The organism is Palleronia caenipelagi (assembly GCF_007004065.1).
In the GTDB taxonomy this organism is placed as follows: domain Bacteria; phylum Pseudomonadota; class Alphaproteobacteria; order Rhodobacterales; family Rhodobacteraceae; genus Palleronia; species Palleronia caenipelagi.
On the sequence record NZ_VFSV01000030.1, the window covers coordinates 15,239 to 39,868 of the forward strand.

At 60.4% G+C, this 24,630-nt stretch carries 11 protein-coding genes and 1 pseudogene; 9 read left to right on the plus strand and 3 right to left on the minus strand.

All coding sequences use genetic code 11. The features are described from left to right. Positions 1-27: 27 nt before the first annotated feature. A complete protein-coding gene (locus FEV53_RS14475) occupies positions 28-7,146 on the minus strand; it encodes a peptidoglycan-binding domain-containing protein (RefSeq protein ID WP_185962221.1) in 7,119 nt (2,372 codons plus the stop codon). A 212-nt stretch (positions 7,147-7,358) separates the two neighbouring features. Between FEV53_RS14475 and FEV53_RS14480 the strand changes: the two genes are divergently transcribed. Genes FEV53_RS14480 through FEV53_RS14490 form a run of 3 tightly spaced genes read left to right on the plus strand, consistent with a single transcriptional unit; the run spans position 7,359 to position 10,749 of the window. Continuing rightward, positions 7,359-8,339 carry an SGNH/GDSL hydrolase family protein gene (locus FEV53_RS14480; protein WP_142835531.1) on the plus strand — a complete coding sequence of 327 codons (981 nt, stop codon included), beginning with the start codon at positions 7,359-7,361 and terminating at the stop codon, positions 8,337-8,339. Continuing rightward, positions 8,336-9,937 carry a bifunctional helix-turn-helix transcriptional regulator/alpha/beta hydrolase gene (locus tag FEV53_RS14485; RefSeq protein WP_142835532.1) on the plus strand — a complete coding sequence of 534 codons (1,602 nt, stop codon included), beginning with the start codon at positions 8,336-8,338 and terminating at the stop codon, positions 9,935-9,937. The genes FEV53_RS14480 and FEV53_RS14485 overlap by 4 nt, the downstream gene beginning before the upstream one ends. Continuing rightward, positions 9,934-10,749 carry a hypothetical protein gene (locus tag FEV53_RS14490; RefSeq protein WP_142835533.1) on the plus strand — a complete coding sequence of 272 codons (816 nt, stop codon included), beginning with the start codon at positions 9,934-9,936 and terminating at the stop codon, positions 10,747-10,749. Before FEV53_RS14485 ends, FEV53_RS14490 begins: the two co-directional genes overlap by 4 nt. Here FEV53_RS14490 and FEV53_RS14495 read toward each other — a convergent pair. Together FEV53_RS14495 and FEV53_RS14500 are read right to left on the minus strand one after the other, a co-directional pair. Beyond that, the gene (locus FEV53_RS14495) at positions 10,725-12,398 is read right to left on the minus strand and encodes a caspase family protein (protein ID WP_142835534.1); all 1,674 of its coding nucleotides are present in this window, start codon (positions 12,396-12,398) and stop codon (positions 10,725-10,727) included. The two genes, FEV53_RS14490 and FEV53_RS14495, sit on opposite strands and share 25 nt — an antisense overlap. Positions 12,399-12,414: 16 nt before the next feature. Next, positions 12,415-13,491 (minus strand): trypsin-like serine peptidase, encoded by a 1,077-nt coding sequence (locus tag FEV53_RS14500; protein ID WP_142835535.1) that lies wholly within the window; start codon positions 13,489-13,491, stop codon positions 12,415-12,417. Positions 13,492-13,659: 168 nt separating this feature from the next. On the opposite strand from FEV53_RS14500, the gene FEV53_RS14505 reads away from it, so the two are divergent. The 6 genes and pseudogenes from FEV53_RS14505 to FEV53_RS22130 all read left to right on the plus strand — a co-directional run. Continuing rightward, a complete protein-coding gene (locus tag FEV53_RS14505; protein ID WP_142835536.1) occupies positions 13,660-15,840 on the plus strand; it encodes a hypothetical protein in 2,181 nt (726 codons plus the stop codon). A 66-nt stretch (positions 15,841-15,906) separates the two neighbouring features. Continuing rightward, positions 15,907-19,902, plus strand: coding sequence for a DUF5979 domain-containing protein (locus tag FEV53_RS14510; protein ID WP_142835537.1), 3,996 nt, complete (start codon positions 15,907-15,909; stop codon positions 19,900-19,902). Positions 19,903-20,819: 917 nt separating this feature from the next. Continuing rightward, on the plus strand, positions 20,820-22,427 hold the full coding sequence (locus FEV53_RS14515; RefSeq protein WP_142835538.1) for a Hint domain-containing protein: 1,608 nt from the start codon (positions 20,820-20,822) through the stop codon (positions 22,425-22,427). 74 nt (positions 22,428-22,501) lie between these two features. Then, positions 22,502-23,419 (plus strand): hypothetical protein, encoded by a 918-nt coding sequence (locus FEV53_RS14520; protein WP_142835539.1) that lies wholly within the window; start codon positions 22,502-22,504, stop codon positions 23,417-23,419. Between the two features lie 445 nt (positions 23,420-23,864). Further along, positions 23,865-24,299 carry a transposase gene (locus FEV53_RS14525; RefSeq protein ID WP_185962222.1) on the plus strand — a complete coding sequence of 145 codons (435 nt, stop codon included), beginning with the start codon at positions 23,865-23,867 and terminating at the stop codon, positions 24,297-24,299. Beyond that, a pseudogene (locus FEV53_RS22130) lies at positions 24,244-24,630 on the plus strand (transposase); the annotation flags it as partial. The gene FEV53_RS14525 and the pseudogene FEV53_RS22130, both read left to right, overlap by 56 nt.

Genomic DNA, 24,630 nt, shown 5'->3' on the forward strand with positions numbered 1-24,630 from the left:
GTCCAACTTGCATGGCGTCCTCTCAGACTAGCGCCACGCCGCGCACGAGCCATCTTCATTCCGGTCGACGCATTCTTTCTTCTTCCGATCGATGTTGATGTTGAACTTCACGCAGACGCCTCCAATGTTCGCCGTGCCCGCCGGACATTTGGGTTGCTCCCGGACGACTTTGACGCAGCCGCGGCCGGACTGGAAGGAGTAGCCCTTCGTGCAGCCACAGCTGGTCTTGCTGATCTGAACCATGCCCTTGTAGCGGCAGACGCAACTGGAGCCACGCTTGACGGTTGTACCCTTTTCGCAGCGCAGGCCCCCACTCGTTGTCCCGCCACCGGACTTGCGCTTGACGCAGCCCTGACCCGCCTTGAAGTCGTAGCCCTTCACGCAGCCGCAGCTGGTCTTGTTCCGTTCGTACATGTTTCTGAAGCGGCAGGCACAGGCGCCATTCTTGAGGACCGCAGTCGCGGCATCACACACCAGCGGGGGTCGCGGCATTGGGGGCAGATCCACGCTGACGCAGACTGGTTCTGCGGCGCTCGATGATTGCAGCCCCAGCTTTTCGAGCAATTCCGGTGAGACCTCGCCCGTCGGAACAAGGCCAAGACGCTCCTGCAACTCGCTGACACCGGCGGCGGTTTGCTTGCCCGGCAACCCGTCCACGGGCCCGCCGTCAATCCCCATCAGCTGCATGGCAGACTGGACGATGGTCACCTGCTGGAAACTGCTGTCGCCAAAGCCCTGAGCCACGCAGTTCTCAAAGCTCCCACCTTGCCGCAGACCCGGGATCGTCAGATCCATGGCGACCGAAGTGGACTGGCCGGGGGCCAGCGCCACATTGCCGGTCAGGCAACTCACGCCACCACCGCCCGCCGGGGTGCATTCCAGATCGCCACCGGTCACCTTGGCATCACGCGGTTCCGGAGACCCGAACTGATCATCAAGGACCAGTGGGCCAGTATAGGGCGCGTCGTCGGTGTTGGTCACGGAAATCTCAAATCCGCAACGGTAGGTCTGCGCAGATTTATTGACCTCGCAAGCACCTGTAGAAGCCTTTTCCAAGGCCAGGCCACTGCTGACCGGTGTCACGATGATGTTCTCCGAGGCAGGCACCGTGAAATCGACGCAGCTTTTGACCTCATCTGCCGGACCGCCCCACGCCCCGAGTGCGGGTTGCCCCCGAGCCGCAGACACGCAGTTCTCGTGCTCCTTAGGATCCGCATTCGGCGGGAAGGTCAGCGTGCTGGTCAGGTCCAGTGCACCACCCGCAGCGGTCAGCGTATCGGTCGCGAACGTGCAGGTCGCAGACAGCAGACCGTCCACATCCGCAGCCGGAGCACAGATCACACCGTCGGGCAGGACAGACATCGCAAGCGTTCCGGCACCCGGCACGATATCGCTGAGCTCGGTCAGGGTGATCGTCTCGCCCGCGGGCAGCGCTTGTCCCTGAACAGTGAGCGTGCAGCTGACTTCCCAGCCGGTTTCGGTCTCAACCGGTTCGGCGCACATCTTCTTGATGCCCAACTCTGGCTCGCCCGGATCTTCGCGCGGCGGCAGATCGATATCCGCGCAATCACCTGCGGTCATCGTGTCAAGCGTCGTCGTCACGCAATTCTGTCGCTGCTGCGGTTCTTCGGTTGCGGGGTAGCCGACATCGAAATTGAGAGTGAGACTCCCGCCCCCTGCAATCACCGCATCCGTAGGCACATCGCACGGCTGAACCCACTGGTTGTTCTGATAGACCGCCGACCCCATGCAGTAGGATACCGACCCGGTGTCAGGCGATATGCTGCCGCCCGGCTCGGTATTGGTGATCCCGGTTTGCTCCATCAGGGCAATGGTGCCGCCCGGCGTCAGGTTTGAGCCGGTCACAGTGACCGTGCAAGCAACCACGTATTCCTCGAATTGGCGGACCGGGGCCCCGCAGGTCTTGGTGACATCAATCACCGGCAGTTCAGGCAGGCTGTGCGGGATGATCTCGCAGGACTGCGGTGCGATCGCCGTTGGCACAAGGGATTGCCCGCCCGGATCCTGCGCCAGCGCGCTCGCGCAGTTCTGCCATTCGGTGCCATCCACCAAATCGCTGTAGGTCACCGTGACCGGGACCACCACGGTGCCCCCATTGGCGACGAGATGGGAGACCGGCATTGTGCAGTCGAGACCGCTGGCATTCAGACTCTGGCATTGCACCGGAGCCGCCGCCGGGCTGCTGACCGTCAAAGCCGGATCTGCCAGCAGGTTTGATGCGACGTCGTTGAAGCGGATCTCGTCGCCCGCTGGCAAGCCGCTGCCGGTCACCGTGAGCAGGCAATCCACCGCAAATCCTGCGGGACCCTCTCGGGGGATGTCACAAGTCTTCCTGATGGTCAGCTCGGGGTCAACAACCGGGACGGTCGCAGGGATAGTGACGCGTTCGCAGTCTGGCGCCGCATCCCAGCTGAGGATGTCGCCCAGCCCATTATTTGGCGCAACGACCGACGCATTACCGCAATTCACCACGGTCTGGTCCGTCGTGCCGTAGGGAACATTCATTGTCACAGAGATCGGCAGTCTGTCATTATTCTGCGTGATGAAGTCGTTGTCGATCTGACAATTTGCTCCGGGGCCGGACGACGCAGGCCAGTTCGCGCAGTTATAAGGCGGGCCTGGGGGAACCGAGAGGGTCACACCGGTCGCGGACGTCCCCGCTCCGAAGCTGTCCTCAACCCCGGTCTTGCCGCCAGAGGGCAGATTTGCCCCGGTGACCGTGATGTCACAATCGACACGCCAGTCGGAGCCGGTATCAACAGGCGTCTGGCAAATTTTCCTGACGGAGATCGTTGTGGGGTCGGGAACCGGATCGTCGGCCATGGTGAGATCTTCGCAATACTCGGTCTCGGATTTGCCATCGACGATCGCGCAGTTCTTCCAGTCCCCCAGATCTTCACCCGCGCCGGGGATCGTCACCGAAATCGGGATAGTGTAACCAAGCTGAGGGTCGATGACTCTGTTCTCGACGGTGCACTCCATACCCAGACCCGCGAGGGTCGGGAGCGGTGTGCAATTCACCGGGCTGCCGCTGGGACCGCTGAAGCTGGCCTGCGGGTTTGAGGTCTGAGCCTTCAGCAGATCCGTCACAGTCGTGTTTCCGTTGGGGTCAAGCCCTTGCTCCTCCACAGTGATGGAGCATTGCAGATCCCAACCCGTGGACGTCGGGGTGGCCGGATCACATGACTTCGTGACCTCGGGCAGCTCTGGCGTGCCAACAATGGTGATGCGGTCGCAATCCTCCGGTCCCTTCTCGACCAGAGCGAGGCCACCCGACGGCACGATCGGTTGATAAAGACCGCTGCTCGCGCAGTTTTCCCAATCGGCCCCATCACCCGTTCCGCTGAAGGTCATGTCCACGGGGATCGTGACTTCGCCGCCCGCAAGCGCCAGCGCATCAGAGGACATCCGGCACAGCACGTCCGGCGCGGCACCGGGCGTCGGCGCATCGCAGGTCACAGGCGGGCTGGGGCGGGGGGTCAGCGACACCGAGCTGCCGACACCGAGATTGGTTGCGAAATCGCGAATCTCAACCGTTCCAATCAGCGGCATGTCGCTGCCACGCACGATGATGTTGCACGCCGCGAAATAGGTGCCATCGTCCTGCGCAACAGCTTCGCCACAGTCTTTCTCGATCTCCAGCTCAGGATCGACCGGATAGCTGATCGGCACACAGAGAGCCTTATCCGCATCAGGCTGATCGCCGGGATTAACGCAGTTTTTCACTTCCGCTAGGTTGGGTTCCGTCGGTGGGAAGCTCATCAGCACGTCGATCCGAACCATGTCCCCCGCCGCAGCGAAGTCTGCCGGGGTAATGGTGCAGCCGGTCGCGGGCGACGTCGTACAGGTCGCGTTATCGCTCGTCAGGCTGCCAATCGTCCCTGACGTCGCATTCTGAATGAAATCGGTGATCGTGATCGGGGATGTCAGCTGCGGCCCGCTGTGGCTGACCTCGATGGCACACTTGAAGCTCACCGGCTGCCCCAGAATATCATTGGGCACCCACTGACAGCGTTTTGCCAGTTCGATTTCAGGCGCGGCCTCCCAACTGATGCAGGATTTCGTGATTTCGTCAGCAGGCAGCATCCCATATTTGTTCAGCGGATTATTCGGATCGCTCAGATCCACCGGGCCCAGAACTTCGTCGTCAGCGACGCGCAGCAGGTAGACGCAGTTCTTGCCTTCGGTCACTCCATCACCCATCTGCGCGGTGACAGTCACCGTCTCGCTCGTGTTTGCCGGAATGTTCACATCGAGCACACAGGGCGATGACAGATCGGGGAGGCACTGGCCGGGCAGAACCGGGTTGGTCGCGCTGATCGAGGTGACCGGGCCACCGGAGAACAATTCAGTGAAAGCATAGCGCCCGGCGATCGGGTCCGCTCCGGCGGTGATCGTAATCTCGAACGTACACTCCTGTCCGGCGAGACACTCCCCATCAATGACCTTAGAGATTTCGAGATCGGTTTCCTTGATCTTCACAGGCGCGCAGGCGCGTTTCTGGCCCTGTCCACCCGGCGGCAGCGCATCGCGCAGGTTGACGCAATTCTCGGCCGGAGTCCCGTTCGCATCGTAGCCCTGCCCCGGTGCGGGGAACCAGGTGACGCGGTAGCTCCGCTGGCCTCCCGGCAAGATCGTGGCATTCTCCGAGCACCCTGCCTGAGACGTCAGGTTATTGATGTTGCCGCAGATATCCGCGGTGATCGCGGTGAATTTGCCCGGCGACTTGGAGCCATAGTCCACCACCATGCTGTCATTGATGTTCAGAGCGCCAATATACGGACCTGTGCCAATATTGCGCACGGTGATGTTAAAATAGCACGGCTTGCCCGCCTCGCAGAACTCGGTTTCGGCGGTCTTGACGATTTCCAGATCTGCTTTGGAGCCGAAATGGAAGCACGCCCGGTCAGATGAGCCGCCAGCCGCGCCGGACACGCAGTTCACGAACTCATCCCCAGCGGTCACGTAATACTGGTAGCTCGACGTAAAATTCGACCAGTTGGCGCTCGGTTCACGGGCGTCCCAGATCTTGCAGGTCATGTTGGCCGGAGCAGAGACTGGTGCATTGCAATCCCAATTATTTAGGGGCGCGACCGTCCCGGTGATCTCCCAGCCGCTGGTCGGAGAGGTCAGGCCATCATCGAGTACCAGCGGATTCGACGCGGTGGGTGCCGGGCCACGGTACTGGACATTCACCGTGCAGAGCGCATCATCGTCGCCGTTGTAATTGTCTTCGACCGCGACGCAGCTTTTGGTGACCTCAAGATAGGTGTCCTTATCGCAGTCCGGGTCGTCCGGCGTACAAACAGGATTTGGATCGCAATCGTCGCCGACACATATTTTATCGCAGCCTGCGCCCTGACACTGGGTGCAATTCGGCCCGGCACAATAGCATTTTCCGGAGGTATCGCAGACACAATCGGGACCGACACAGCTCGACTCCCAGTCGGAGATATCGTCGCCGCCAAAGATCTCTCCGTCGCCGTTACAGCCAACGACTTCAACATCCCCAACCCGCCCGAGGCGCAGCTCTTCGGGATAGGACCCATCATAATCGTAGAACAGAGCGGTCCATGGGGGCGTATTCTTGAGGGCGTCAAAGGGATAGGGCTGGAATTGCACGCCATCGACCGGCAGGGCGCCACCGGGCTCCAGCTCGCGGCGCAAGCTCGGCTGGTTGCGCAGCAATTCACCCGACGCCCAAAGCGTTTCACGGCAGGTCCGCGGCACCAGCTGGCCCTCTTCATCCAGCTCCGGCCCGAGAGCCAGCCCCCCCAGCGCGTTGCGACCCTCGCGGGCAAAGCCAATCTGGTAGGGGGCCGCGACCGGCTCCCAGAGTTCCGGGGTCGTTGTGTCCTCGGGGTATTCCGCCGTGTAACGCAGAACATCCGACATCTGGTCGGGGACGAAGTTTTCCATCTCGAACTCGGCAAACACCGGCGGGCGCGTGGAGACGAGCATCTGCCCATCAGGCCCGAAATCCACGTCGAATACTTTGCTCTCAGGCTCGGTCTTGGTCACCGCAACCTCGAACCGCGGCGTCCCCAGTTCCCCTGTTTCCTTGTCGATCCCGATGGACCAGATTTCCGGTGCCTCTGTTGCGCCCGAGGCAACGGAATACCAAAGACGGCCCCCACGCACTTCGAGCCCGCGCACCCGGCGGGCCGTCTGGGTCACGCCCCAGCTATCGGGATTGCCCGGATCAAAGAGCGGACTCTCCCGCTCGGCCTGCACCTCATCATCAGCCACCGCTGTCCGCCCCACCAACGGCAGCGCCGTCAGCCCGTGATCGTAGACCTCCTGCTCGATGCCCGCAGCATTGATCCGGTGAATCGTGCCAAAATCCAGATCCGAGACGAAGATCTGGTCGTGCGTGGCATCATGGGCAATCCCACCAAGGGCGGCGCCGGAATTATCAAGCTCATCGTGGCGGATATTGGCAAACACACGGACTTGGCCCGTGCCACCATCCACGCGCCAGACGGTCCCCGGTCCGGCCTCCAGATCCGCCCCCCAGAGACCCGGCATCCACTCGGCCCCTTCGGCACCGCGGAACAACCTGTCCGGCACGCCGTCGTCGTCTGCATCGTCGCCAATGATCGGCAACCCAAATGACGAACCCGCGCTGAGATACAAGCCCGGTGTCTCGTCCAGATCCAGCGCCGCACCAAAGACCTGCCCCACATCCCGCGCCAAAAGCCGGTCATAGGGCCGGCGGCGCAGTTCGGAACCGTCATACGCGGTCGGGGTTTGGGTCGGATCGAGGAGCCCGGCGGAAATGCCGTCGAGATCGATGAACCGGTATCTGGGATCTTCGCGATCCCGCTCGGGCTGATCCGGATCGATCTTGGGCGCCCGCATCCGCGTACCAGAAAACCCGGTCACCACAACGGCGCCGGGTCGAAAGAGGGGTTGCAAGGCACGGTCAGAGGGTCGCACCACTTCGCTGCCATCCGGCAGCCACGCACGGGCCGGAGATGTAGGCAGAAGCCACCCGGTCGAGTTTTGCGGTGTCGCCACCACATCCCCGCCGGGCAGCATCCAACCCGCCTGCGCCTCTGCCTGGGAAGTAAGGCCGATCGTTGAGAAAAGATATGTTAGCAGAACCAAAAATTTGATCTTCATTTTATATGTTCTCCCAGACAGAGCATCCGGCCGGCATAATCCCAGCCAGATGTTGCAGACACTTTCACCATAAGAGACGTGACGCCCCGGGCGCTTCACCCGTTTGGGTGAAAGCCGCCACTGATGTGTGTAAAATGACATTCCATACTGCTACGCTCTGACCTAAGGTTTAGAAAAACAAGCCCAAGTTAGGGATTGATGGGTGCCGGGACATGAGGCCAGACAAACTGGAAACGCTTGATCAGCTGATGTCTTCCGATCAGGCCGAGGAGGCACGGGCCTATTTTACACGCAATTACGACATGTCGTGGCCAAGCCCCTTTCGATGTGAAATCACAGAAAGAGTGCCGCCGGCGCCCCGGTCTGACAGTACGGTGTGGCAGCCCGAAGGCGCGACCGGTCTGCGCGGAATGCTCTTTCGCACGGTCTCTGCCATCGACAATTCCCGGCGCAATCGCCGCTTTTCCGAGGGGCCGGGGCATGAATCGGGCCTTCCGGTGATTACGCAAGGGGACAGCTGGTTCGCGTTTCCGATCATCGAGCCGGTGGATGTGAGTGAAAGCCTGGGGCGGCTGACGCCGGTCTATTCCCTGGCCTGCCCCGGCGACGAGATGCGCGACATTTGTCGGGGGGAGCAGCTCGACGAGCTCGCCTGGGCGGTCGAGGAAACCAAGGCCAGAAACGTGGCACTGTCTGCGGGTGGCAACGAGATGATCGGTGAAGAATTCCCCGACATCCTGCGCCCCGTCGATCATGCGCAATCGGCAACAGATTATCTTCACCTCGACCGGGTCAACCGAAAGATCGCAGAGCTGATCGACGGCTTTGAGCGGATCATTCAGCATCTGGTCCGGATTGACCCGGAGATCCGCGTCTATGCCCACAGTTACGACTACCCCTTTCCCGATGTGCGGCAAGGTCGTTTCATGGGGCGGGCGCTGGATCGTGCGGGCATCCCACCCGACCGTCATCGGGCCGTTTGCAGTCAGATCATCGACCTGCTGGACAACGCGATGGTGACGCTGACGTACCGCTACCCCGGAACCTTCTCCCGGGTTGATTTTCGGGGAGTCAGCGGCGCGCGACCCGACGCATGGGCAGATGAAGTCCACCTGACCACGGCGACGGCGGCCCTCGCGGCCCGCCGGCTCTTTGACGACATCATACGTCGCAACCACGGGTCCCACATATGACCACGGCTCCGGCTCAAAAGCTCCTCTTCCTCTATGAATGCGTGACCGAGCAGGAGCATATCGAGAAACTGATCAAACTCATCGGGGACTGGCTGCGCTGCGACGCGGACACGGTGATCTCTATCCCCGAGCTTGAGCGCCACTCGCAGATCGCCTTGTCTGCTGTCCGCGCCCAGATGGACGCTCTGCAGCAGGAGAACGCTCCGGAGATGGCCTGCGTTGAGATCGCGATCGGCGCGTCGTCTGGAGGACCGTCGTTGGTCGGACAGCTTGAACCGCATCTTGGGGGACAGCCTGATGCCGAGGGTCAGACCCGGCTAATGGGGTGGCTCAACGAGACCGAGGATTTCCTGCTGATCCCGGTCTGGGCGGAAGATGAGGATAGCAGCTTGCGCCTGCTACAACGCATTGAGCGTCCCGATGGCGAGATGGCGGTCCGTATATGGCAGGACAGCTATGGGATTACGCCTGCCATTGAGCGACTGCTAAAGGATAATCTGAAGATTTCCGACAGCGAAATCCAGGTTCTGCGCGCGATGGGCCGGGGCGGCAAGGTGGCGGAGATCGCAGTGGCCTTGGGCAAATCGGTCGAGACGGTGCGTTCCCAGATCAAGTCGCTCTCGAACAAGATGGGCGTCTCCGGTCAGACTCGCGTCGCGGCCGAGCTGAATAAAATTCAGCGCAGTCTCGACAGTGTGGCCGAGCGCAAGCGGAGCACGCCGAAAGCAGAAAACAGCCTCACGCTGTCTGATGGACGGCTGGTGCAATACTCGGTACGGGGAAAGGTCGGTGGCACGCCGGTGTTGTTCTTTCACTGCTCCGTCCACGGACGACATCTGCCACGCTCCATCGATCCGGCATTGCGCGCGGCCGGACTCCGCGTCATCGCACCGTCCAGGGCTGGGTTCGGCGGCTCTGACATGCGGCGCAAGGACCGTGCCGACCCCCTGCACGACACGGTCGAGGACTACGCCGAGTTCATCAATCAACTCCGGATCGGCCGCTGTTACCTGCTGGCTCATGGCTCTGGCTTCGCCCATGCATTTGCCTTCGCCCTGCAATATCCTGAGCTGTCGCGACGGCTGGTCACGCTGGACGGTATTCCGCCGGCCTCTGATGGCGATGGCGACAGCATGTACCGGGGTCTCTTTCGAGATCTGATGTTGACGATGAAGACCGCTCCACAAACTTTCGACTTCATAGCCAATCTTGTGAATCTTCGCCTGATGAGTTTCGCCGATCCTGATAAGCGAATCCGCCGTCACATCATCTATCCTGACGTGGATCTGGAAGCCTTAGAGAGCCCCGAAGGTCTGGAGGCCGCGACGTTGAACGTGCGCGATGTGATGGCAAATCTGCTGGAGCCCGCCTATCGTGAAGCCCGCGCCTATACGCGCGACTGGGCCGAGGTCGGGCTTGGCAGCAACCTACCGCCGGTCATCAGCATGATCCATACGACGAATAACCCGTTCGTCACCGAAGACGGGGCCAAGCAATTTGCGACGCGCGCCAAGGCGCGGTTGCAGACCGGAGGGTCCACCTACCCGCTGTTTGAGGCGCAGATCGACCAGATCATTGGCGAATATGCACGCCCATGAGCGCCGAGCACGACCCACGGCAGATCGGTGCCGCAGATTTGGAATGGTACGAAACAGGCCATATCAACAGTACGCTGATCCTGACCGAGCTGGCCCGCATTGACAGGCGCCAAGGTCGCCAGATCGCTATATACTGCCAGCTGCCGGATTATTTCAAACTGACCTACTCCGCCGGCACACCGCTCTGGGCCTGGATCGGCGGGCGACACCGGGACGCGCGGGTCATTTCACAGATCCTGCACGGGTTTCATGGAGGCGGAGGCGCGGAAGTGTCCCGCAGGCAAGCCTTTCTCCGGGCGCGATTGCGCAGCTACATGCGCGAGGGGGCACCGGACTGGCAGCTGGGGATCACCGCCCACGCGCTGGGGGACGCCTTTGCCCACACCTATCGCGACGATGACGGCGAGCGACACGCTTATGGCTATCCTCTGGGACATGGGCTTGACTTCATCTGCGGGGTGAAACCCGATCACATCTCGCAACATCCCGAGCTCTATCTCGACTACTGCCGCGCGCTTTACTGGGCTTTGTGCGGAGAAGATGCCCGGGACAGCATCGAATTCGCCGGGTTTGAGGGCGGATTTCGTGCGACTCTGAGCCATCCCCGGTTTCAGGAGGCGTCCCGCGCCGGGCAGGAGGCCATGGTTACCGATTACATCGTCGAGCGCTCCCGCGATGACACCACCCATGCGGATTTCAGGACTGCGATGGACGCGCTCGATTATGACGAGGTGATCGGTCTCTTGCGGAGCTTTGCGGTGGATCTGGAAGGTTGGGAGCCCGATGGTCAGTTTCGGCACCGCCCCGCATAGGAGGATGGCGCGGTCAACCGTCCGATAATCGCAAAGCCCAGCGGGGCATCGTTGCGCTTGCGGTCAATGTTCAGGCTCAGCGCACGGTCGCCCGATTTACGCGCCAGAAGCCTTACAGAATAGGGCGAACTCCGTGCCGAATGGAGATCGGCCTCGACACCAGAGCCGTAGTTAACCGCCGTGCGATCATTGTCGAGGCTGAGGACAAAGCCGTTATCCGCTCGAAACCAGTCGATCCCCGCCCGCGCATCAACCGTGTCGCAGGAACAGAACGGGATCTTGAGGTCGAGGTTGTCCAGCCCCTCCGGACGTCCATTGGAGGCCACCGACCACCAGCTCTGCGAGATGTCCCAGCGCTCCGGAACACTGGTCACACGCGTCAATGACGGTCCTGTATCACCGCTTTGCCACAGCTCTGGATCCGCCAAGTCGAGATCAATAGACGGCGCTCCGGCACAGAGCGTTGCGTGTCCCGGACCCGTGGGCACTACGAGGACCGGGACCGTCGTCTCAGATGGTGAGTTCAGCGCTGTCGGGGCGGTCAGGGACGCCACGGTAGCCTCGACCACGTCAAACGAACCCGCTGACGCGGTCTCTGATGGCGGATCCAAGGCGATAGGAACAGAGACAATGGCCTGAACCGGGGGAGCTTCCGATGTCGGTGCGGGTTCCGGAGAAACCGGTTTCGGCTGCACGATTGTGTCGGGCGCAGGCTCCCGCAGGGTTCGATCCGCGATCAAAGCCGCACCCGCGCCGAACACAGCTACGACCAGTCCGGCCACGACCAGATGCAAACCCCTGCGCCGCGATCCGGGCGCCGAGACGGATCGGGCGCTCAGCGGCACCGGCTCGGTGGGCATAACTGGCGCCGCCGAGGCAACTCCGGCAAAAGCCGGGTTGCGGGCAAATTCAAGCTGCCCGACCGCATTCGTGACATCGATATAGGGCCGTGTCGCCTGACCCTGTGCGTTCCGTTTGGCATATACATAGGTGCTGATGTCGATCAGAGTGATGACCGGCTGGCCCGGCGCCGCCTCGCCGGACTCCACCCCCCGGATGAATGCATCGGTGAACAGCGAAAACGGCTGGCCATCTGCGCCAACGGTCTCATAGGCACTAGCCCCGGACTGGGACGCCCCGAGCACATAGGTGCCAGATCCCTTGGGGTCGAAATTGGCCACCAGCAACCCGGGATCATAGCTCGCGTCCCGCGCGACCATGTGGCCACTTTGCCGGAACGCCCCGGCATTGCAACAGTCGAGCACGACGATTTTCTGGTCCGAGAGGCACTGGAGCAAACAGCGCCGGATAAAGGACGCCTCCAGCGACATCGCTTCGAAATCCTCGATCCGTGTGTTGCGCAGCGCGAGGTAGAGATCGCCGGTTTCGCTGCGAATTCCGTGGCCAGCATAATAGAAGAACAGATAATCATCGCCCTGCGCCTCGCGGAAAAACCGCGACACAGCCGTGCGGAAGTCTGTGAGCGACGGGTTCGACAGGAGGGTCACGTCCTCGGGCGCAAACCCGACATGGGGCGCAATCAGCAAATCGCGCAGACGCTCAACATCTGCGTCAGCTGCGGGCAACGGGTGCAGAGACGGATCCACGAACCGGCTGTTATGGATCAAGAGCGCGCGTCTCGCCCCCATCGCTCAGCCCCCCGCCTCAGACATAGTTCAGCGCCCGGTCTTCGAGATCATCGCGAAGGGCGGCGAGGGAATAGGCAAAGTTGCTCACGCGTCGGATCCCGGCGAAATGCACGCCCACAACCGTAGCGCTGCTCTCCCCAAGATCGACCACGGGCGAGCCGGAATTGCCGCCGAGCGTGGTGCAGTCATGGCCAAACACGGCCTTGTCAGAGGTCTCGGCCACCTCCCCCAACCCGGAGGACACCTCGCCCGGACAATAGCGCTTGCGCCCGTATTCACAGTTGAAGAGCCGTTGCAGCAGGGAAAAGCGCTCGGTTCCCGGCAGGGGTTTTCCGGGATAGCCCACGATATAGACAGGGCGGTTCGGCAGCACAAAGCTCCGGCTGTCCTCCAGCCGCAGCGCCCCGGGCAGTTCCCCCCCGTCCAGCGCCGCGGCGACATCCATCAACACATAATCCCGACCCAACCCGCAGGTGGAGATGTCCTGCTCTGAGAGCCGAAAGCCGCGCTCGGCCCCATGATCACCAAACGCGATGGTCGCCTCGCCCCGAAACCGCCAAGCCCCATCCTGCCCCTCTGCCAGCCCTTCGAGCACGTGGCGGTTCGTCATGATCGTGTGCGGACCCACAACGAAGCCGGTCCCCATCTGCCGGTCTCCGAGATTGATCCGGCCGACAGATTGCGCGACCTCCTCGATCCGCGCTGCATCACGGAGCGTGACCTCAGCCCACTCGCCCAGGCGATCCGGCTCGGCCATGAGGGCACCATCCCTGAAATCCACCACCGGACGGATCCCGTCGATGACCACAAGAGCTTCGAGCGCCATGATATCGGGCGGACTGAGCGCGGCATGGCCCCCGTCACTCACCAGCTTCCCCAACGCCCGCCCGGCTGCATCCGTCAGACCCTCGCGCTCTGCTTCGCTGACCTCGGCCGTAGCGAGTTTAGAGGCCAACTTGTCCTGCAATCTCGCGCTTTCCGTGTCATCCAGGCGGGGATCAGGCGGCGGAATAATCACCTCGCGGGCCACCGTTCCAGCCACGGCGGGGACGGGTTTCGCCAGTAATTTCAGGTAGGACGACGCGGCAGACATGCGTGTATGTCAAAGCACATTCACCCGATTGGCAAGGCCTTGAGGCGCCGATTTCTGCGCCGCGTGATCGCTTTTCACCCTTTTGGGGGAAGCGGGACGAGTTGGGTCCAGATTTCATGAACCGGACTCATTCCGCCTTTCGGGGCACATCACGGATTGGACAGGATCATGCTGGCGACCTTTGTAAAAGTTCTCATACCGGTCATTGTCATCAGCCTGCGTGCGCTCCTCCGCGGATTTGGCCTGCGCACCCGGCTGGCGGTTCTGAGCCTCCTGCTCTACGCTACTGCCTTGGGTCTCGGAGCGCCGGCTTCGGCGCAGAGCCTCCCACCGAATGTGGGGTCCAAACAGCTCTGTCAGTACGAAGCGACCCCCACCGCCTGCCAGCCCCTGCCCGGGCAGGCACAGTTCGGTGTCGTCTATTCCTACGAATTCCTCGTTGACGCCTCCCTGTTCAGCGGAAATGACCCGGCATTTCCAATCACCGAAGACTTCACCAATTTCACGCCAATTTCGCCAAATCCTGTTGTGTGCACCTCGGATAACTGGGCCACGACCTTCACGCCCAACATCCAAAGCGCCGGGCCGCCGATGCTTTTGGATCTGAACGTCACGGGAGGGCAGATCTATTCGTGCAGGCTCAGCGGCGTGTTTACCGGGTTCGGCACAAACGCTCTGAACAACGTCCATCACACCGGCAACCCGGAGCCGAGCGATACCAGCGAGAGGCTGAGCACTCCCCTGCCCGCGAATCCGAATCTCGATGCGGACTTCATCCTCGAGAAGACAGTCATCACGACGCCCGATATCGATATTTCGAGCGGTCCCGCCACCGCGACATTCGAGATCACCCTGACCCGCAATCCCAACGACACATCGCCTGCTGTGGTGCTTGGCCCGTATTTCAGCGTTTTCGACGAGATGGGCCTCAATCTTGGTTCGGTGCCCCTGTCAGCTGTCTTCCAGACTGGCGGCTTTAGCTGTGACTTCATTCCTGGTTCCAATGCGACCAGCACGGCCCAGTCCAATGTCTGTACCCCGAACATCGCGCCGGGCAATGCACTGAACAGCCCAGGTGGCACAGGTGGTCTGGTGGAATTCGAGTTTCCCGGAACCAACCCGACGATTTTCCTCCAACCTGGCGATAAGGTTGTCATCCGGTTCGACGTTGAAATTGGTCTTTTGCCAAACACGACCTGTGTCCTCAGCGACCCGGTCGGGGCCTATAACCGGGCCTTCCTCGCGCTGGCCGACGGCACCACAGCCCTAAACGACACGGATAACAGCAACAACACGACTCTGGACGTGGCACTGAACGCGACAACGGGGATCAGTTTTGATCCGAACGCCTGCGCTCAACCGACCGGCGGTGGAGGCACCGGCAGCGGCACACCGCCGCCCGACCTCAAGCTCACGAAGACTGTGGTCAACAGTCAGCCGACCTACGCCTGGAATCAACCGATCCGCTTTCTGATCAAGGTCGAAAATATCGATCCGACCGATAGCGTGTATGACCTGAACCTCACTGACATCTTCCAGAATCTGGCCTTCACCCCGAATTTCGATTTCACGGTGTCGAACGTGTCAATCGTGTCCTGTGGTTCCGGCAATTGCGTGCTGAACTCCTGGTTTTCCGGGACGGGTCACATGACCAGCTATTCCGACAACGAAGTGGTTCTGACCGCATCCATCCCGGAATTGCCGGCAGGACAAAGCGCAGAATTCGCTCTCGACATTACGCCCAACGTTCCGATCTGCGATGTTTCTTCGAGCTTCCCCGACAAGTTCATCCAGAACGGTGTCTACACGACGTTTGACTATATCGACTTCACCACCAACACGCGTGTGGGAGCGTTCGCGGCCACTGCCGTTCAGGTCGAGATGGAACCTGTGCCGCCCTGCGATATCGAAGTCATCAAGGATATTCTGACGCCTCCGGCGATCGAGTTTGGCGCACGGACGGTCTATGAGGTGACTTACAGAAATATGGGAGCGCGCACTCTGACGATAGGAACCGTGATCGACGCCTTGCGCATCACGGTGCCCAATTACGCCAATTCCATGGACGTCCGCTACAGATATGACTGCATGGATAATGGCGGCGTGACGGGCTATTCCACGACCTCCTCCCCTGGCGGAGTGTATCTGACGGGCAGCGTGACATACACGTCCCAGCCCAATCAGGGCCTGCGGTTGATAGACCATCCTGGCCCGGTGGTCTTTGCACCGGGGTCTATGCTCAGATGCGGCGTCGAGCTGATCGTTGAAGAACCCGACGTCAACGACCCCTACTGCTTCAGCTCCGTGCAGGATATGCCGTTCATCGAGAACACGACCTTCATGGATTAGGCCACGTATCACAATCCTAATCTGGCCTTTCCCACCGGCCCGAGAGGGAGGGTCTGGGACCATCAGTTGACCGAGTTGCCGCGCTGCGTGAAGCTCGAGGTGACCAAGGCCGCTACTCCCAGCCAGACCGGTCCGCAGGGTCCCTTTGTCGGCACCTCCGACATCTCGTACACGGTCGAAGTCCTGAACTCCTCGAACAGTGGCGCGGATGGTGCTGTAAATTTCGGCCCTACTTTCGGAGCGGAGATTCGTCTGACAGACGTGCTCTCCACTTCGCCGATGCCGACCCTGACCCTGCAAGCTCCGGACCCCTGTGCCGGCACAACGGATTGCGACAGCTCCGCCTTCCCCAGCACGGCCAGTATCAACACACTCGCGGCGCAAGGGCGGCTTGCGTTCAAATACACCGCAACGCCAAACCCAGGTTTTTCACCCGACCGCTTCTGTAACACCGTCCGGGCGGATCTGTTGTTCGGCGGCCAGCCCTTCGATCCCAGGCTGTGGTACATCCGGGGCAACTGGCAAGACCAATTCTGCGTCGACGTGCGCAACCGCGTGACCGTGACCAAGGTATTGGACCTTCCGCCGAACATCACACTTGATCCCGCCGCGACATTCGATGTGACGCTGAATTGCGACCGTCCTGCGGGTCCCGGCTATCCGGCGAAATCACCCTACACCAAGACGATTGACCTCACCGCCCAACAACTGACTGGCAGCGATGTCGTCTGGGTCGGGTCCAATTGCACGGTCTCCGAAACTCCCCCGGACCCCAGCTGGTTACCCGGTCATTGCAGCTGGGACGCGCCAGCCTACGCCCCGGCCAGCTTCACCAGCGATGCATCTCAGAATGACTGGGACGTGACCGTGACCAATCGGGCGACCTGTGAGTATCGGGACGTGACGATCAACAAGTCTGTAATCACGGCCAGCAACCCGCAGAACGTCACCCTGCCGCCGGGACAGGTGCTGGCGAATCCCGTTCCGAACACCTCCATCCAGATCACCCTGGAATGCGAAGATGGCATCCCGCCGGATCCGGACCACACCCTCACCTTCCCTGTCGGTCTGACGGGTGGCTCCGGGACTCTCCAGAATGTGGAGGCCAACATGAGCTGTACCGTGACCGAGACGACCTCTCCCCAAGCGCCCGCAGGGTGTCAGTGGACCAGCTCTATCGGCACGGGGACCACGTTCCCGGTCAGCAGCCTGACGCCCGTGCGCAGCCCGAACAATCCCGGAAATGGCGTTTCGTTCGATTTCGACAATGTCTACACCTGCACGACCGGTGCGCAATTCGAGATCGTCAAGCAGATCGTCCCGAGCCCTGCTTGGCAACCGGGCACTCAGATCACCTTTGACGTGACCGGCTGCACCAATGGGGCGACCCCGTCTCCGTCCAGTGTGACCATGACCTGGCCTCAGGACTTCAGCAACGGGCAGAGCAGCGCCCTGATCGGGCTCTCAGGGACCTCCGGCACGATGCCGACCTGTGCCGTCACCGAGACCGTCAACGTCGCCGGCTTGCCGCGCTATTGCGGCGTGACGGTCGAGGTTTCTCTCGATGGTGGGGCGACCTGGCAAATTACTCCCACCGCTCAGGTGCAAAGTTCAGATGACGGGTTGGTCAATGGAAACCCGCCGACGCGCGTTCTCTTCCGCAACAACGCCCATTGCGAGATGGACGCTGAGGGGAGCATTTCCAAGGGGATCAACAACGCGCCGGGCTTCGTTGCGCCAGCCGGTTACGCGGTCACTCCGCCACCCGCCGGCAACCAGTATGTGGTGGACATGTCCTGTACGGGCGGCGGCACCAACACCCCGAATGTGACACGCACCTTTACCCTCGACAGCCTCAGCACTTCGGACAGCTGGCTTGCCTTCCAGGGTCAGACCTGCACCTTCACCGAGCGCCAGCCTCCGGCGCCCGCCCCTGGTTGTTACTGGGCCCCGGTATCCTACACACCGTCAAATTCCCTGACGATGGCCGGCGGCAATAACCAGATCACGGTGCACAACACCTATCTCTGTTCGACACAGGCGCCCGCCGAGCTGGTGGTGAAGAAAATCGTGAATCCGGGGGGCAATCCCAACCCACTCTGGGAGTACAGGACCCCTCCGGCCAACACCGTCTATGGCTTCCCGATCATCTGCAACAATCCTCCCTCCCTGCAAAGTCTGAGTATCCCGAATCCGGCCGGAGGCAGTGCATCTCTCTCGGGTCTCCCCGTGGGTGCCGACTGCGAAGTGACCGAGGCAAAGCTGACCAACGCGGCGCGGCGGTGTAAATGGGAGACCACGATCACACCACCGGGCGGCCTGATCACCCTGAAGCCCGGCCAGAACGTCGTGACGGTCACGAACCGCTACCTCTGCCGACGGTTCTTTTGGTGGGATATCGACTTCGAAATCGTACTCGACAAGGTGGATGACTTTGTCCTCGGACTCCCGCCCATAGGTGGTGGCATGGCCGGATGCTCGGGCGGCGCATCTGCCGAAAACCCGCAGATCTCTCTCAACCCCGGAGAACGCCAGAGTGTGACTATTCAGCCGGGTGGAGATGAGCCCTTCGCCTGTCAGATCGCCCCGGCGGTGCTGCCCGATGCCCCCGAAGGATGTGCGTGGCAGGAGCCCTCGGTCGAATACTCGACCGACGGTGGCGAGAGCTGGACCAGCGCTCCCCCCGAGATCAGTTTTGCCCCCGGTATCGAGGGCAATCCCGAGGTCCTGATCCGCCCCGACCTGCAATGTGAACCAGACGAAGCGCGACTGGAGGTCGAAAAGACCTGCACTCCCGATCGCCTGGATCTCACTGGCGACGCGCGAAACGTGCCGATCAACTGCACGCTGATCGTTCGGGGGGAGAACCTGCCCGAGGGCCACGACATTCGTCTGACCGACACGCTGAACGGTGCGAGACCGATCTCTGTTCAGGGGTCCACGCCGGATGGCGGACGGTGCCAGCTTGACCGCGGCACTGGCCAGACGACCTGCATGGTCTCGGGAGCGTCTCTTGGTGATACGGGAGAGGTATCTGTCGATCTCCAAATTATGCTCCAGGATCTCGCCGCAGAAACCACCGTAGAGAACTGCGTCACCGCGATGAGCGAAGGCCCCGACGGAACCGGGATCGAAGCACCCATGGAGGCCTGTGCCATCGTGGAGATCACGCGCGCAGCTCCGCCCGCACCGGACGTGATCCGGTTCGAACTGGACAAGGCCTCTCTTGAGGACTGTTCCGTGAACCGCGAGGCCCAGAGCTATGACTGTCCCTTCGGCCTTGAGATCCGGAATACCGGCACCGCCGATTTCACCGGCCCCATGGTCCTGACCGATCGCGTCATCGAGGGCCCTGCCCCGACCGCAGCCCGGCTCGTTGAGGGAGAGGGATGGACCTGCCCCGGCGTCTCCGAAGGTGCGCTGACCTGCCTCAACGGTACCCTGTCGCTGCCCGCCGGACGCTCTGATCGGGTGGCGGTCAATGTGACCCTGCCCGGGCTCCGCGAAGGCGGTCAGTATTGCAACCGTGTGATGACCGGTTTGGGGGATGATCCGACCCTGCAAACGCTCGTGGTGCAGCAGGCCATGGGACTGATGGGGATCGATGTCGGCCCCACCGACGGCAAAGCAGGCCCCCGCACCGAGGAAGGTGTGCGGGAACTCCAAGAGCGTCTCGGGCAGGAGCCCACCGGGCAGATCGATGGCTCTCTCCTCACCGCTCTGGGTGTGCCAAGTCTCGATACTCTGCAAAAAGCCGAGGCATGCGTTCCACTGCCCCCAATGCCCGCACCGCCTCTGGCCTGCCATCCGGCGACATCCGTGAAACGCGGCGAGGCGTGTGTCTGTCGGTACAGCGGCATGGTCCAGAAAACCCAGACGTCTTGCGGCTGCAAAAGCAACAGTGTGCTGATCGAGGGCAAAGGCTGCATCATCCGCGACCGCGCAAAGCCTGACCCGCTCCCTGTCCGTCGTTGTGATCCCCAAACCACCGTACAACGTGGCGAAGCATGTGTCTGCCGCTTCAAAGGCATGCGCCGGATCTCTCCAACCCAGTGCCAGTGAAGGGAATGGTACCATTGGAGATGCCACATGGTGAGTTTCAAGGGAGGCCAGGTGCGCGATGTGACTGTATGACAGGACCTGATCCCGACCGACACCGTCGCTTTTCGTCTGATGTTGCGACCCTAGTCAGCTGACAGATTTCTCATGAATCGCAGACGCATGGATACTTGCGGTTCGGTCGGGAAAAAATCGTCACTCCCTATAAATCGGTCTGATTGGTGCGCTTCATATGGAATCCGGACAATGCCGTCCTTCGGATTCGGGGTAAGACATACTGGTACCAGAGCTGCGCCAACCCGAAGTGGGCTAAATCGCCGGACGTTTTTTGCCGCTCCAGACCGCTTCGAGACCCGAATCATGCCTCTCTGCGTCAAATTCATCGCGCGCGAATTTGCACTGATTTCAGGACCTTTCCAGTCGCCAAAATTGAGAAACGGCGAAAAACCGCCCGCATTCAGACAGCTGGATCACCAGCCCGGTGACGCCATCACGAACCCACCCGAACGACCTCACGGAAAAGTATCCTTACTGCAAGTCTGAGCTTACAGAAATAGTCACGTTAACAATACGGTAACGTTTCGGAACATCCCGCTGCGGATAGTGTTGAGGCGGCAATACGCGCTATCGAAGTCCCACCCCGAACGCCGAAATATGTAAACCATTCAGGCGAGTGGGTTGTGGCCCCTCAATCTCTGGGTCGCGATAACGGCAAATCCGGATCGCGATAACGGTAAAAAAGTATAGACCACTTTGGAGGGTCTTGGATGCGTTGAAACCTCGTGTTAACAACTCAAGCGGGCTAGGAGGTCGTTGGCGTATGTTGTAGAGGCGCCCTCTGGGACCGTCGTTATCGGTAATTTGTCGGGCGTCACTGCGATCCTTGCCGTCCGGGTCAAGACAGAAAGTATGAGGCAGCTATGACATTCTACAACGATCCCTTTGTTTTGTTTACAGACCTGAGTCTGGCGGGGACGTGGTCTTCTCTCGGCGGCACTACATTCGCAGTTGACCCTACGCTCGTTGACACGACCTTTACCGGCGACTTCGAAGCCTACACGACGTCTGCGGAATACAACGACTTTGATAGCAACAACGTTATGGAAGATGCCAGTAATCTGGCGGCGGCGTCCCAGAATACGGTGTTTATCCTTGCCGGAACCCAGCCGGGATCAACCGGCAGCAGCGGTGCATACGTAACCCACGCCGAAGGTTTTTTCAATTCCACGCTCCATTTCGATGACGGGTCCTCCTACACCGTTTACATGTGCACTCGGACGCTGAGCAACGGGGACACCTATCTGGACCTGCTCGACGGTGATTTGAGCGTCATGTACGGCTACCTCGAGACAAACGATGTCGAGTTGGTCGGCGTCACCCTCGGGACCTTCGACGCCTACGATTATAACGGTTTCTATCCGACCGGATTCGATCTCGCGGATACCGGGGTCGACGAGTACATGTTGCTGACAAACGCAACTGCGGGCAGCCTCACTTCCGGTGATATATTCAACGTGGATGGATTGAGCACTGGCGGCACTTACGTCGCCGAGACGACAACGGGTACGACGGCTGACCTGAACAATAACGGCTTGATCGACGAGGGTTCGGCGGAAAGTTCTGTCGCGTCCTCTGCTACCTTGACGGGATCGGGCGGAGCGACTCTGGTCAATGTGAGCGGTTTTAGCTCATCTACAGTCACACTGACGAATGGAACCGTTCTGAATTTGTACGTCGCGGTCCGCGAGTATTCCGACGGCACCGTCGCGCTCGATTTCTTTGACGATCTCATGCGGGATCCGAACATCCTCGAACTCGCTGTCATCGAGTCTATCCAGCTTGGCACACTGGATACGTTTGATTATACTGGCTTCTATTCGAACTCTTTCGATGAGCCGCTTGTGGTGTGCTTCACCAAAGGCACTCTGATCCGGACAGAAAATGGCGACGTCCTGATCGAGGACCTGACCTCCGGAACGTGCGTCGAGACCGTCACCGGCGAGATGCAACCTGTTCGTTGGGTGGGATCGACCGTCTTGTCGGAGCGCATGCTGGAACAAAAACCGCAGTTGCGGCCCGTCCGAATCAAAGCGGGCGCACTCGGTCCGAACACACCCGAAACAGATCTGTGCGTGTCGCCGCAACACAGGGTCCTTCTGCGGTCAGACATCGTCGGACGGATGTTTGGTTCCGAGGAAGTTCTCGTTCCGGCAATCAAACTGCTGGATTTGGACGGGGTCGATCAGATCGACGCCGGGAAGACCGAGTATTTCCACATCCTCATGGACAAGCACGAGGTGATCTGGGCTAACGGCGCGCCGGCAGAAACTCTGTTCAATGGTCCGCAAGCGGCAGTCATGCTCAGCGATGAAGCGCGCGTGGAAATTTCTGAGATTATGCCTCAGTTCTTTGACGTGGCCACCGCCACGTTCGGCCACAAAGCGCGTCTCGTCAGCAAGAAAAGCAAGATTGCACATCTGGTCCATCGTCATTCCAAAAACGGTAAGCCGCTGTATACGGCTCACTAAGTAAAAGACCGTTATCTGATCCCCGGGGTAAAGTGTCACTTACCCCGGACCATCGTTGTGAGACAGGATGATCAATGGCACGTGTCTTCTTAAATCAGCTGCGTAACCAGACCCTCGACGGCCCGACTCCAGGTAGGATCATGCGGTTCTTTGGCGTCAGGCGTAGTGGTAACCACGCGGTTATCGACTGGATCATGTCAAATCTGCCGGACACGAACCATATCCACTTCAATACGGTTGGTATCGGCGGGCGTTTGAACGCGGCGAAGGCCATTACCGTAAATGGCCAGGAATTGAGACAGATTGCCATGAGTCCCACGGACATGGAACGGTTCGAGGAGGACAAAAAGCGAGCCGACGTCGTCACGATTTTCTACGAAGATCAACCACTTCGCCAAGTTCTTAAATTCGCTGAGCGGATCACGCCCGACTATGATCCCTACCGCCCAGTCTATACTGATATCATTATTCGCCGAAGCTTCCTGAACTGGATTGCATCGGTCTACCAGCACCCCAAGAAATTCGGCCTTGGCGAGCATCACTCGGTTGGAACATATGCCACCATTTTCCGATCAATTGAGGCTTGGAAACACCTACTATTGGCCGAATCAGGTGACATCGGCATGTTCAAGGGTGCTGTCGTTCTCAGCTATGACGAATGGCTGCAATCGTCTGACTACCGTAGTAAGTTCCTCAGCACCCTGCATATCGAGCCTCGAAATCTCGAGTTGCCTGACCGAATGTCTCATTACGGTGGGGGTTCATCCTTCGAAAGTGATGATCGAAAGAACCGATCTGACATTACATCACTGTTGAAACGTATTAATGTCGTATCCGAGATGCCCGGTTTCCTCCGCATGCTTGATCTCGTACTCTCCGATCCGGAAGTGGAAGAATTGCTCGCCAAGCGGGAGCCTGATCAACTGGCAAAAGCGAAGAAATTGCAAAGCAAGTGGCGTTCCCACCTCGCTGACGGCGAGCAGGCCGCATAGGCTCCGCTACTGTCAGGCGCACCGTTCGAAAGGAGCGTGTTGCGTAGATCAAACTCTGGACGTATTTGGCCCTATCCCCGCTCTTTTAAATGACATGCTCATAGGCCGCGCGACCGAGGTCGGTCATGCGGTTGAGGGCTTCGACGGCGATTAGAGGCTCGGTCGTCTGGCTCTCCATATTTCGGCCTTGTAGCGCGGGCGCAAAATGGAGGCCCAGAAACTCGAGACCGTGATCGCCATCAATGCCTTGAACCGAATGACCGACCTCGGTCGCGCGGCCTACGAGCGTGTCATCTGAACCGGCGGGGAAAGGGGGAGCTGCGACCAGCGAATGGTTTATGCAACACAGTCGGTCAAAGCGAACCTGACACGCCTCCGGGGGCGATCCCTGCGCGGGAAGAGACTAACGGCATCTGCGCCGTTTGGGTCATGGGGAACCCAGACCTTGATCGCGCCCTGGGTCATCAAAGGCGCAATGGATGGGCCCGCCTTTGTCGCCTACATCCGCGACGTGCTGATCCCCGAATTCGAACCCGTCACTGCCGTGATCCTCGACAACCTGGCCACCCATCGCAACAAGGAGGCCGAAGCGCTTCTGCGCGACCACGGTTGCTGGTTCCTCTTCCTGCCGCCTTACAGCCCGGATCTGAACCCGATAGAAATGGCATTCTCGAAACTCAAAGCGCATCTGCGCAGAATCGGTGCGCGGACCTTCACCAGCCTCTTTCCAGCCCTCAGCGAAATCTGCGACCTCTACACACGGCCTTGTTGCACAAATCTAGTGAGGGATTCGCTGCTTGAATCCAGCGTGATAGCTGGAAGGTATGAGCAGTTGGGCCCCTACGAAGGACAAGACCACGAACTGGTCGGCTTACAATGAAGCACTGTGCCAGCGCGGATCTCTGACGATCGGGTTCGATCCCGACATGATGTGGAAGCTGCCGCCCAGCGGGAAGCGTGGGCGGCAGCCGAGTTTCAGCGATGAAGCTATCCAGACGTGCCTGACAATGAAGGGTGAAGGGCGCTCGGAAAACAGTCCGGTGGACTGTTTTCAGCCCTGAACGGGCGGAGCCCCGGGCAAGTTTGGCATGGTCGCCATTGGGAGCGCCATTGGTCCGAGCGACAATGGCGACGAGACAAACGACCGGGTTCGTTCAGAGCCTCCTGCGGCTGGTTGGGTTGGATTGGCGAGTGCCGGACTTCAGCACCCT

Coding starts and splice junctions, on each gene's coding strand:
- FEV53_RS14475 (WP_185962221.1), bottom strand. CDS start 7,146: ATGAAGATCAAATTTTTGGTTCTGCTAACATATCTTTTCTCAACGATC.
- FEV53_RS14480 (WP_142835531.1), top strand. CDS start 7,359: ATGAGGCCAGACAAACTGGAAACGCTTGATCAGCTGATGTCTTCCGAT.
- FEV53_RS14485 (WP_142835532.1), top strand. CDS start 8,336: ATGACCACGGCTCCGGCTCAAAAGCTCCTCTTCCTCTATGAATGCGTG.
- FEV53_RS14490 (WP_142835533.1), top strand. CDS start 9,934: ATGAGCGCCGAGCACGACCCACGGCAGATCGGTGCCGCAGATTTGGAA.
- FEV53_RS14495 (WP_142835534.1), bottom strand. CDS start 12,398: ATGGGGGCGAGACGCGCGCTCTTGATCCATAACAGCCGGTTCGTGGAT.
- FEV53_RS14500 (WP_142835535.1), bottom strand. CDS start 13,491: ATGTCTGCCGCGTCGTCCTACCTGAAATTACTGGCGAAACCCGTCCCC.
- FEV53_RS14505 (WP_142835536.1), top strand. CDS start 13,660: ATGCTGGCGACCTTTGTAAAAGTTCTCATACCGGTCATTGTCATCAGC.
- FEV53_RS14515 (WP_142835538.1), top strand. CDS start 20,820: ATGACATTCTACAACGATCCCTTTGTTTTGTTTACAGACCTGAGTCTG.
- FEV53_RS14520 (WP_142835539.1), top strand. CDS start 22,502: ATGGCACGTGTCTTCTTAAATCAGCTGCGTAACCAGACCCTCGACGGC.